Here is an 827-nt window from a genome sequence, read left to right on the forward strand (position 1 = left end):
ATTGAATTTTCACCTCTCTAATTTTTGATTCTTTCTTCATACTGTTTGGCAAGTTTATAAAATGAAGAACGTTTGATGCCATACTTTTTCATGGCTCCTACTGCAGTAATCGAACCGGATTTCCATTCCTTATAAGCTTCAATAAATTCTTCTGTTATTTCGACAGGAGGACGCCCTAAATGTTTTCCTTGTTTTCTAGTAAGAGCAATTCCTTCAGCTTGACGTTGTTTAATATCAGTGCGCTCTTTTTCTACAAATGCTGATAATATGTTAGTGCAAACTGAAGAAACCGAGTGCTATTACTGATGGTGGGGACAAGATGAAAATGGATACAACTCATTCTTTATCAGTGTTTCACCTAATAGGTTTGCTGATGATGATTTTTTAGAAGAGGAATATACAAGAATTTGTACTGTATGTGGTCAAGATATGATAGAGGGTTATTGCATTGATGATGGACTAGCATACTACTGTTCCGAAGAATGCCTGTATAAAGAATATACACCTAAAGAATACGAAGAAATGTATGAAAATGATTGTGCTTATTGGACAGAGTGGGAAGAATGAAGTCAAAAATCCGTATTGTCATGAACGTAAACGGACCTTTATTTAATACTTAAATTATTGTTCCGATTTTTACCACAAATTCTTTTTAATTGTATAGCAGGTGGGAATTTTCTGTACTTATTTCGTTTTAGCTTCCATACTTTATGTATGTAGTGTATTCTTATCAATTTTCCCCATTACTTTAACTCGTAGGGGCATTAACTTTAGAACTCTGCTAATGGATAAGCAAGTTAATAATTGTACTTGAAAATGGAGTGATA

At 33.6% G+C, this 827-nt stretch carries 1 protein-coding gene and 1 pseudogene; one reads left to right on the forward strand and one right to left on the reverse strand.

Annotated features, from left to right (window positions below; translation table 11 throughout):
- Positions 1–17: 17 nt before the first annotated feature.
- Positions 18–272 (reverse strand): annotated as a pseudogene (locus ACFQZ1_RS10675) (recombinase family protein); the annotation flags it as partial.
- Positions 273–429: 157 nt separating this feature from the next.
- On the opposite strand from ACFQZ1_RS10675, the gene ACFQZ1_RS10680 reads away from it, so the two are divergent.
- On the forward strand, positions 430–567 hold the full coding sequence (locus ACFQZ1_RS10680; protein WP_377882186.1) for a hypothetical protein: 138 nt from the start codon (positions 430–432) through the stop codon (positions 565–567).
- The last annotated feature ends 260 nt before the right edge of the window (positions 568–827 follow it).

Source organism: Bacillus sp. CGMCC 1.60114 (genome assembly GCF_042676365.1).
GTDB lineage: Bacteria > Bacillota > Bacilli > Bacillales > Bacillaceae_G > Bacillus_A > Bacillus_A rhizoplanae_A.

What these genes read in the sequence shown, in the direction of transcription:
- ACFQZ1_RS10680 (WP_377882186.1), top strand. Translation starts at nt 430, where the DNA reads ATGATAGAGGGTTATTGCATTGATGATGGACTAGCATACTACTGTTCC.